Below are 10,494 nucleotides of genomic sequence, written 5' to 3'. Positions count from 1 at the left end.
AAACCAAACCTTAGCCGAAGAACAACCATGGCCGCCAAGCGACCCGCGCGGGCCTCGCTTCGCTATGCGAAGGCTCCGCTCAGCCCGCACTACCGGCGGGAGTTACACCAACTGTTGGGACACTGCTTTAACTTGGCGATCCGGACAATGGCTTCGGCGGGTGATGCAACGATCTCATGAACCAATTTGACGTCGATTTCGTAGTCCTGTGCCCTATAGCTTCATTTCACGCGACCATAGGGCGGCAGCGTCTATTTTGGGATGTTGGGGCCAAAAAATAGCCGGCTCATCGGAACTTGGGTTTTCGCGACGTGGGTTTCAGGCCGCATCAATCTCCTGTTCGGCGATCCAATCTTCGCGACCGCGCTGCTCGACCGGCTATAACACCGTGCCGTGGTCATCCGGATTGAGGGCGCGAGCTACCGGCTTCACAGGCATGTCGACCTCATTCCCGAACATGTCCGGACAAACGCCTCGATCGCTCCGCCGCCGCCGCCGAAACGCTGCGGCCGACCACATGCCGATGACCTGACGCATGGATCTCGACGCCCAGAGATTTGAGAAACGAATTCGTAGCGCACATTGTGAAACGCACTTCCCGAAATGAGGTGGGAAACATCTCGCAGGGCGCGACACGCGCTAGAATGAGAGGCCGGCACACCGCTTACCGCCAAACACCGTTTGGTAAAGGATCAGTACGGCCTCGGCATCTTTAACGGGTACTTAAGGGGCTAGAATTGCATATTGTCGCGCATTGGGTTTCTCAGAAGTAAGATGTTTTTTGTGTGCATGTGAACGCATATGGCGTCTCCATCATCGCCATCGGCGCAACCGATCCAGCTATCTGCCGTTGGCGGAAGAAAATCCCTGTCGATGACATGCGCTTGTAGCTGGGAGACAATTGTCCGGACTTCGAACCCACACGTTCCTAAATATCTACAATCGAACTCGATTGTCCGGTCATCTTTGTAGTGAATCCTTCTAACTACCCTGAACAGCTCATAAAAGGAATTGAACCCCAAGCATTCGCTTGTTGCATACCCATCAGTCCCTCGGACGCTGCAAATTTGTGACCACTCCGAAAATCTTCGATGCAACTCCTGAATGGTCTGATCGTTATTTCCGCTTTGGATACAAGTAATGTCGAGGCCATCCTGACTGGCTCCAATAGGTCCAAGAAAAACATTCCAACCTGTGTCGAAAACGCAAGCCATTCCGGCGTCTTCAATAACATGAATTTGCTCTGCGATAGACATCGACCAGTTTATTCCTCGAACAGAAATAGGCTCGGCCTTAACGCTATCGGAAAAGCCTAGAGCTGCGCAAAACGTCGCAACAATAACTGCGATACTCAACTTCATCGTGAAAGCCTTTATATGGGAAGGTCGTCATTTGCCCCAGTGGCGTGCCGTCTGATGCAAGGATTGTCGCTATTTGGTCGGTGATCAAGTCTTTTCGTCCCTTTGCGGCACCTGCATAGGCGGGAACGCACTAATGCACGCAGGCAGCATGAGGTGCTCCCCATTCTTCGGACAGGATCTGGCGCTTTTTAAGCTACTCTCTGCTCCTGATGATCGGATTTGGTTTCGTCTTTTCTTAGGGTCAGGACCCATTGATTTTAGGTTGCCGGCATGATTCACGGTTCGAAAAACGAGCGGTGACATGTCTGATCTCTTCTGGTTGAGCGACGCGCAAATGGCGCGTCTTGAACCTTATTTTCCCAAGTCCCACGGCAAGCCACGGGTCGATGATCGGCGGGTCTTGAGTGGCATTATTTTCATCAACCGCAATGGCTTACGTTGGCGGGATGCGCCTAAGGAATACGGTCCGCACAAGACGCTCTACAACCGTTGGAAACGGTGGAGCGACAACGGCATCTTCGCCCGCATGATGGTCGGCCTGGCGGCGGATCACGGTGAAGAAAGGACGGTCATGATCGACGCCACCTATCTGAAGGCCCATCGCACGGCGTCCAGTTTGGGCGTCAAAAAGGGGGGCGTGGCCGCCTGATTGGCCGCACAAAGGGCGGCATGAACACCAAATTGCACGCCATCTGCGACAGCCAAGGACGGCCGATCAGCCTCTTCGTCACCGCCGGTCAGGACAGCGACTGCATCGGTGCGGCGGCTCTGCTGAGCAGTTTACCAAGCGTCGATTGGCTGCTCGGAGATCGCGGATATGATGCCGATTGGTTCAGAGATGCGTTGGAAAACAAAGGCATACGCCCATGCATCCCCGGCCGGAAGCAACGAAAAGTCCCCATCAAATACGACAAGCGTCGTTACAAGCGGCGCAACCGCATCGAGATCATGTTCGGCAGGCTCAAAGACTGGCGGCGTGTGGCGACCCGATACGACCGCTGCCCACAGGTGTTCCTCTCCGCCATTATGCTCGCCGCTATCGTCATCTATTGGCTATGAGTCCTGAGCCTAGGTATATGCATTTTTCGGCTCATAAACACGACCGCGCTTGTGAGCGTCTTACTGCCAATGGTGGGTATCGGCTTTACACTCTGGAACAAGAGGTTGAGATGTTCGCGCTATTGCGGTCGACGGCCACCTGCCGCTTCTGGCGACCTCGGTCATCGGAGGCCGTGGCGAAAGCGGAACGGAGGTGACGAGATCTTGCGTGGGTGCGATGCTTTGTGTCCCGGCGGAGATGCCACGACCTTGAAGACCTACGGCCGTTGCAGTGAGGATGCAGCGTTCTGGAGCTTCATGCTCGCTGGCTCTATACCACGGTGACGATAAGGAATTACGAACCACCGGTTGTCACGACAGGGCCGCGTGATGCTGTGCGCTGATTGACCCGACAGATGCTCGCGGCAATTGATCGCCGCGACTAAATAAGCGATTATAAGGAAGCCTAGGCATGGCAGTCGACGATCAAGATACTCCCATGCGGATTTCTCAGCAGCGGTTTAAGCTGCGGGTCTGGATGACGTCTCGGCTTTGGGCGCAGGTAATGCTGGGCATGGTCTTGGGGTTTGGACTTGGCCTGCTGTTGAGCGAGTCTGCGGGTGTCATCGATCCTGAAACCGCAGAAGTCATCGGGCATTGGCTGGCCTTGCCGGGGCGCATATTTCTGGCGTTGATCGCGATGGTGCTGGTTCCGCTGATCTTCTCGTCGATCGTGGGCGGGTTGTCAGGGGCAGGGTCCGGCGAGGAGTTGCGCTCGGTCGGCTTGCGGCTCGCGGCCTTCATCCTTGCGACCGCGACAGCGGCGGCACTGATCGGAGTTGCGCTTGCGCAGTGGCTGCGGCCCGGTGTCGGGTTGGCCGGGTTTTCGCAAGGAACCTCCGCCGACACACCGTCCTCGAACGGCGAAATGCCGGACCTGCCGGACCCGCCCGCGCAGGTCTCTTTGCCTGATATGATCGTGGAAATTCTACCGACGAACCCCACAGCTTCGATCGTGCAGGGCGACATGCTGGCCGTGGTGGTTCTGGCGTTGCTGGTTGGCATCTCGGTCACGCAGGTGCAGCCGGTGCGCGCAAAACCCTTTCTCGCCCTCATGGATGCCTTGCTGTCGATCTCCATGAACATCGTGAAGTGGGCGATGTTTCTGGCGCCTTTCGCGGTCTTCGGATTGATGGCGCAGCTGGTGATGCGGATGGGGTTCGAGACCATGATCGGCATCTCGGGCTACGTCGGAACCGTGCTGCTGGGGCTGGCGCTGCTACTGGCCCTATATCTGCTGATCGCTTTCGTCTTTGCACGGATCACGCCTATGCGGTTTGTGAAGGCCGCGGGCAGCAATCTGCTGTTGGCGTTCTCGACGTCCAGTTCCTCGGCGGTGATGCCGGTGACAATCCAGTCCGCGCGACAGCTCGGCGTGCCGGAAAATATTGCCAATCTGGTGGTGCCCTTGGGGGCGACGATGAATATGGCCGGCACCGCGCTGTATCAGGCGGTGGCGATCTTGTTCCTGGCGCAACTCGCCGGCATTGAGCCGACACCGGTGCAGATCGCGGTGGTGGTTGGGACGCTTGTCGCCTCCAGCATCGGCGCACCTGGCACACCAGGGGTAAGTATCGCTATTCTGGTCAGCGTCGCCACGAATATGGGGATCCCGGTCGAGGGCATGGTGATCATCCTGGGCGTTGACCGGTTGCTCGACATGTGCCGGACCTCGGTCAATGTCACCGGCGATCTGGTCGCGTCAGTGCTGCTGCGGTCTGTCGGGCGGGAAACGGCGCGGGCGAGTTGAGTATCGTTCAGGGTTGCAGCTGGCCAAAATATGCCCGATTTACCCAACGCTTCAACGGCTAGGCAAGATGCAGATGGGGATCGTTCTCGGTGATGTATGCGGCGCGACATACAAGGTGAGAATCCACGTCAATCACGATGAGCCCGCGGGTTTGAGGACGCGCAGGTGGGTATTTCTTTGAGGCACTGTGGACCTGTCGCGCGGCTTGCCGAACATCTTGTCGTGGCCGGTGAGTCTGGTCACACGAGATCCCGAGGATCACTTCCGGCTCATTGTTGCCGTCGCCAGACCCGAGCCGGGCCCGCACTGCCTGCGGAATAGGTGATCAATGTTTGGCCATCGGGGGCGATTACGGCGTCTTCGGCGGGGGCTTCCAGGATTTGCAAAACATTTCCGCCATTAGTCTCGACAATCGCGCTGCTCCCATCCGCGGACAGCACGAAGATCGTTTTGCTGAGCGGGATGAAATGCGCGGTGATTATCTCTTGGGCGGTCATCTCTTGCGCACCGGTGTTGGCGTTCCAGACCGCCAGAGTATTGCTCTCGTCCAGCGTCAGCAGGCGCGCGCCGTCAGTCGAGAACTCGCCGTAGCGCAGTGGCGCCGCAAATCCTTCGAGTGTCAGCACGGGCACGGTGTCAGCGTCCCAGTTTTCCAGCGCATCCCAAAGCCGGACGGTGGGGGCGGCGACCGGACGCCGGATGCCGCCGCCGAGATGCACACGCTCCGGATCAATCGGCGCCAAACTCGCAAGCCGCTGGCGCAACGGATCCACGGCCAGCAGCTCCTCATAGGGACCGTATGAACCCGGCAATCGCGCATAAGCCGCTTCGCAAATCTCACCGGTGCAGCTGCGGCGCAGCCCGTCCATTTGATAGGTGAGAGTGAAGCCCGACGAAGCCACGACCAATTCATCTCCGTCCTGCGAGAGGGTCATCGCACCGTGCGGGCGCGTGGCGTCGGTCTCGATGGTGGCGAGGGGGTCGCCGGTTTGCGCATAGACCGAGAGCGGCCCGTAGGTGCTCGAGGCGATATAGGTCTGCCGGAATGGGTCATAGAGCACATCATTCACTAGAAATTCGCTGTCGAAAGCCAGATCCAGCATGGGTTCGCCGCTGGTGATTGCCCAACTGCGCAGGCTGCGGCGCGAATGGGCGTAGACTTGCGCCAAGGTCATGCCCGGCGTGTTGGCAGGCTGGGTAAATCTGATCGGCAGCAAGCTTGGAAACACCCCGTCCAGTGTCGCGATCGCAAGCCCGTCGCGCAGGGTCCAAACGCGCCCGCGGAACCGGCCGTCCTGACTCCACAGTGTGCCGGCGACCAGATCGCCCGATACTGAGACACTCAGTGGCCCCAATCGCTCACCCGGCGCGGCTTCCAGTTGACCTATGGGGTGCCAATGGGTCTGCGCGGCGAGCGCGCTCGTTGAGGCGGCCAGTGCCAAAAGCCCTGCGATGACGGTCTTCATTCGGCGACTCCTCACTTGCTCGGTCCAGTTGTTTGGCGATCATCGAGGTAGAGCTATGTGTATTGGGTCACTCCAAAGGCGCCCGAACCCGCGCAGAGCTGGCGGTCGCGACGCCGAAGGACCGCGCGCCAAGCTCGGACGTTGGAACTCTCGGCTCCTGTTTTTACACCCTATCGTATGACAAGAACAGGGATTGATGTATTTACCAACACTTCCGAGGTTTGGCTTCCGAGCAGCAACTTCTGAACGCCGCGGCGCCCATGGGACGACATTACAATTAAATCACATTCGTTTAACTTGGCGATCCGGACAATGGCCTCGGCGGGTGATGCATCGATCTCATGAACCAGTTTGACGTCGATTCCGTAGTCCTGTGCGCGCGCTTTAATAACCGAAAACCGCTCTTTCATAACAGCTTCGAGCTGCAGATCATAACGTGCGGCGACATCTTCTACGCCGGCCAGATTTGCTACTCGAGCAACTTCAGGATTTAGTGGCTCGGAAACAGTCAAGATCGTCACCTCTGCCTCCAGGGAATTTGCAAGTTCCAACCCCTGCTCAAGTCCTTTGAGGGCGAGCTCAGACCCGTCAGTGGCTACGAGAATATGCCGATACATAATGCGTCCCTTTCGCTTAATACTGTCTTGACACTAAACCTTCTGATCATCATGCCTCCGGAGGGCTTTTATATCAAGCAGCCGCAATCTTTGACACTCATATACGCGAAAATCGAGTCGAGCGGGTTGGTCTCGAAGCCGCCTCGCATAAGACAAATTTTGGCAAACACACGCCTTTATTCCAAGGGTTTGTAGCACTGCACTTTTTTACTCAATCTGGTCCTTGAACGGCCGGTGCCAAGTAGACCGCTTTTTGCAGCCACCCAAAGCAGGTATTCGCAGTGCTACGGACTGACACGATTTCCGCGCGGTTGGCCTTTGGCTCCAGGATGTAACACGCAAGGATTGAAGGGCACCTTTTTGAAAGTTACACCGCAGCGTAGAGCGCGACTTAGAGTGCGAAGATGATTTGACCAACAGGGATTTTTTTGAACTTCGCAATTTACGTGGTGTGATAGTTCATAACGCAACGATCCGGCCGATTCTCGCAAAACTCACCAGAGCAGTCTTCCGTTTGTCTTGACGGATCGGGAAATTCCCGACAGCTTCATTCTCGTGAATAGTAATCAGGAGGATTCGATGTGACTATTTTAAAAATGAATTTTCGAGCAGCGGTTTTCGTCGCGCTCGGCGGCACCGCCCTTACTCTTGGTTCTGCTAACGAAGCTGTCGCTCAGTCATGCCCCCAATGGCAGTTGAACGGTGTGCCGACGGCCATGGACGCCGAAACAGCGTGGTCGCCGCAATCCTATCATATGCATGTCGGCGGGATGCTGAATCTCAGTCAGTGTGGCGAGGTTCCTGGCCGTGGTCATGTAACCGCCGCGCCAAATATGTCGATTAACTACGATGCGCGCTCAATGGGGCGCGACCTGGAATTTCGCGTGGAGTCGCAGTGTGACACCACCCTATTGATCAACACCGCTTCGGCGGGTTGGGAGTTCAGCGACGATGAAGGTAGTGGCTTGAATGCCCTCGTTCGTCTAAGCGACGCGCCGAGTGGCCGCTATGATCTTTGGGTCGGCACATACAGTGGTGAAGCATGCCAAGCTACGCTGATCGCCGAGACCTTCCCCTCAGGCGCGGTCTCTTCGGGAAGTGCCGCTTGCCCCGACTGGTCGCTGGGCGGCACCCAGATCAATAGCAATGCGGGACAGACCAGCTCTCACCAAATGATTGCTGGTGGGCAAGTCAATTTGCATGAAAATTCCTGCGACACCAATGGTTACGGGTTTGTTGCGCAAGCGCCTGATTTTTCGCTTTACTTTGACGCAATGGGACAGTCTCCGAATCTGACGTTGAGCGCCAATGGTGACTGTGACGAGGTCTTGCTGATTAATGATTATTCCGCCAACTGGCTTTTCAACGATGATGCCGGCAGCCTGCACCCGAGCCTCACGATCGCGAACGCTTCCTCCGGGCGATATGATGTATGGGTCGGCACCTATGGCAGCTCCACTTGTGCCTCTACTCTGACCGTCAGCTCCTCGGGCGCAGCGGCGTCGGGGCAGGTGCCCGCGGCACCAGGCAAATAGGGCGCGATCCACTGGCGCTCCCGCCGCGCCATCGACGGAAGCAATCGGTGCGGCGGAAGTGAGGATGAGCTCTACCAACGGGCGCGATAAACAAGGACAGGGGCCGGAGAAGCTATGAGACCGGCCCCTTTACGGATATAAACCGGAAGTGTATCTCCCAATTGGTTGCAAGGCCTTCGGCATTGGGTGCATGCATGCCGTTTGGCACTCACTTCGAAGTGGCGGCGAGGTCATTGATCCTGTCGGCCGCAACGGCTGAACAACGACATTGAAGTGTTGATTGTCGTGTCCAATCCCACCCTTGTTGTTTGCCGCTAGTTCATATTTGCCAGCACTATGTGCTGGCGTTTGATTGAGAGACCTCATGGCCTAAAATATACGAGTAACAAAGCTCTTTTTATCTTCCAGCGGACAATAAGTATCAGCACTGCTGAGCATCCTATACCGATTGCCACAAAGCTGCGAGATTTCAGCTTTTCGGACGTATTCGGTGCGTTCGGTAGGGGTGGTATGGTGACGAAAATGCCGTCGTAAGCATCCGGCGTAGGCCGCGGTTATGCGGCTTTGGCGATCAGACTTTGCTTCCAGTTCCAGGGTAACCGACCGGTTGTTACCGCGGTGGTTGGGCCTTGATGCGCGTGACGAGTTCTTTGTCATCGACAAAGGCATCGAGGAATTCGTGCCAGGTTTTGGTGGTAACACGGACATCCCTGAGCATGTCGGTCAGTTCCTCGATGCCGTCGTCGGTCAGTGCGGTGATGGTCTCGTCCGGACCGGTATAGACGCTGATGATCGAGCCGTAGGTCAAGTTGTCGTCGTTCCAAGCGATGGCTTCGATAAGCTCCAAGTCTTCGCCAATCATCTTGGCAACGTAGTCGAGGGTGAAGATGTGGGTGATGGTAGCCATCAGGCGGCCTCGGCGTTTGAAGTTGCGTTGGGAGCCCAATTCCACGGTAAAAGTTCGTCGAGGCGATTGATCTTATGATCGTGGATGCGGGCAAGTATGTCGGCCAGATAGGCCTGTGGATCGAGACCGTTCAGCTTCGCGGTTTCGATCACAGTCATGGCTCGCGCGAGTGTTTCGGCGCCGGTGTCCGCCCCTGCAAATAACCAATTTTTTCTTCCGATTCCAATAGGTCTGAGGGCCCGTTCCGCCGGGTTGTTGTCAATGGCCACACGGCCATCTTCAAGGAACAGGCTGAACGCGGCGCGTCGACTAAGACCATAGCGGAAAGCCTTCGCCAGATCGCCCTTTCCTGGGATCAGAGCAAGCTGGCGCTCGGCCCAGGCGAAGAAGGCGTCGACCTTCGGGGCGCTGTGTTTTTGGCGTGCGGCAAAGCGGACATCTGCGGTCTGACCGGTGATTTCGCGCTCGATGTCATAGATTGCACCGATACGGTCTAGCGCCTCTCGGGCGATGGCGGATTTGGTTTTGCTCCATTCATCATGGAAGTCACGCCGCAGATGCGCCCAGCACGCCGCCTCGCGCAGGCGCGGCGTTCCGTCAGGATCTGGATCATAGAGTTTGGCATAGCCCTTGTAAGCGTCGGCCTGCAGGATGCCGCGAGTATTGGCCAGATGGCGATGGACGTGTTCCTCCTTCCAATCTGGCGCGAAGGCATAGACCGCACCGGGCGGCGAGGCACCTGCCCAGGGCCGTTGATCCCGGACATAGACCCAGATCCGGCCCTTCTTTACGCCCTTGCCGAGGCCTCGATCGCGTAAGGACTTGTCCAGAACTCGGATCGGGGTGTCGTCGGCATGAAGCAGATCACTGGCCATGACATCAGCCTCGATCCTCTCGATCAGCGGGACCAGAACCTTCATCGCGCGTCCGCACCAGTCGACCAAAGTGCTGTCAGGAATATCCGCGCCCATGCGCGCGAAGATTTCGTTCATGCGATACAGCGGAATATGATCGTCGAATTTCGAGACCAGAATGTAGGCCAGCAGCGCAGCACTTGCCATGCTGCCGGGGATTGGCCTGCTGGGGGCAGGTTCCTGCACCATCTTCTCACAGCGGCGGCAGGATTTCTTCAGCCGCGCGATCTGCAAGACCTTGAGCTGTGCCGCGACCAGGTCGAGCATGTCGCTGACATCCTCGCCCACAAGTCGTAGGTCGCCACCGCAATCGGAACAGCAGGTTCCGGGATCAAGCTCGCGACGCTCGCGCGGCGTGGTGTCAGACACACGGGGACGACGGCGGGGTTTGCGTTCAGCGGTCGCATCGTTGGCTGATGTGGACGCATCATCTGCGGCATCCTCCACAGGGGCAGTGGTGCTCTCAGCCGCTGCGATCAGCAGGTCTTCCAGCGCCAGTTCGAGCTGTTCGATCTCCCGCTCGACCTTCTCCGAGGATTTGCCGAAAGCCTGCTTCCTCAGCTTCGCGATACGCAACCGAAGGGACTGGATCAACTGGTCATGTGCCCGGATTGTCGCCGACATCCGCGCATTCTCGGCCTGCAAAGCAGCGATCATCGCCTTCAACAGCGCAGGGTCTTCGGGCAGGATTACGGCATCACTTGACATGCAGCCGACTACTGTCAACGCCGTTTGAATTTTCCCCAATAGTGCCGAAGTAAAATTCCCCACTTTCTCGGGTTCGGTGATCAACCGGCTTTAGTGATCGGCGTCTCCGTTTTGGGTTTTGTGTGAACGGCCACGGCG

At 57.3% G+C, this 10,494-nt stretch carries 8 protein-coding genes; 3 read left to right on the top strand and 5 right to left on the bottom strand.

The genetic code is table 11. The features are described 5' to 3' along the window. Window positions 1–731: 731 nt before the first annotated feature. Window positions 732–1,361 (bottom strand): hypothetical protein, encoded by a 630-nt coding sequence (locus tag DDE20_RS18615; protein WP_116560023.1) that lies wholly within the window; start codon window positions 1,359–1,361, stop codon window positions 732–734. Window positions 1,362–1,662: 301 nt separating this feature from the next. Here DDE20_RS18615 and DDE20_RS18610 point away from each other — a divergent pair. Both DDE20_RS18610 and DDE20_RS18605 read left to right on the top strand, forming a co-directional pair. Continuing rightward, window positions 1,663–2,420, top strand: a protein-coding gene (locus DDE20_RS18610) for an IS5 family transposase (RefSeq protein ID WP_116560022.1) whose coding sequence is annotated in 2 segments (ribosomal slippage) — window positions 1,663–1,984 and window positions 1,984–2,420 — 759 coding nt in all. Because the reading frame shifts where the segments join, the coding sequence is not laid out codon by codon here. Between the two features lie 478 nt (window positions 2,421–2,898). Further along, complete coding sequence (locus DDE20_RS18605) at window positions 2,899–4,209, top strand: dicarboxylate/amino acid:cation symporter (RefSeq protein WP_165814580.1); 1,311 nt, start codon at window positions 2,899–2,901, stop codon at window positions 4,207–4,209. Window positions 4,210–4,478: 269 nt separating this feature from the next. Here the strand turns inward: DDE20_RS18605 and DDE20_RS18600 are convergent, their stop codons facing one another. Beyond that, window positions 4,479–5,675: a WD40 repeat domain-containing protein gene (locus tag DDE20_RS18600; protein WP_116560020.1), complete on the bottom strand. Its 1,197-nt coding sequence runs from the start codon at window positions 5,673–5,675 to the stop codon at window positions 4,479–4,481. Window positions 5,676–5,845: 170 nt separating this feature from the next. Then, entirely contained in the window at window positions 5,846–6,292 is a 447-nt protein-coding gene (locus DDE20_RS18595; RefSeq protein WP_116560019.1) for a universal stress protein, read from the bottom strand. A 581-nt stretch (window positions 6,293–6,873) separates the two neighbouring features. On the opposite strand from DDE20_RS18595, the gene DDE20_RS18590 reads away from it, so the two are divergent. Further along, a complete protein-coding gene (locus DDE20_RS18590) occupies window positions 6,874–7,827 on the top strand; it encodes a hypothetical protein (RefSeq protein ID WP_133240377.1) in 954 nt (317 codons plus the stop codon). 610 nt (window positions 7,828–8,437) lie between these two features. On the opposite strand, the gene DDE20_RS18585 is transcribed toward DDE20_RS18590, so the two are convergent. Next, on the bottom strand, window positions 8,438–8,734 hold the full coding sequence (locus DDE20_RS18585) for a hypothetical protein (RefSeq protein WP_116560017.1): 297 nt from the start codon (window positions 8,732–8,734) through the stop codon (window positions 8,438–8,440). Further along, the gene (gene tnpC, locus DDE20_RS18580; protein ID WP_116560016.1) at window positions 8,734–10,356 is read right to left on the bottom strand and encodes an IS66 family transposase; all 1,623 of its coding nucleotides are present in this window, start codon (window positions 10,354–10,356) and stop codon (window positions 8,734–8,736) included. The genes DDE20_RS18585 and tnpC overlap by 1 nt, the downstream gene beginning before the upstream one ends. Window positions 10,357–10,494 lie beyond the last annotated feature (138 nt).

The organism is Pararhodobacter oceanensis, assembly GCF_003076755.1.
In the GTDB taxonomy this organism is placed as follows: Bacteria; Pseudomonadota; Alphaproteobacteria; order Rhodobacterales; family Rhodobacteraceae; genus Pararhodobacter; species Pararhodobacter oceanensis.
The sequence above is the reverse complement of the archived record's forward strand: the minus strand, read 5'-3'. Positions and strand labels throughout refer to the sequence as shown.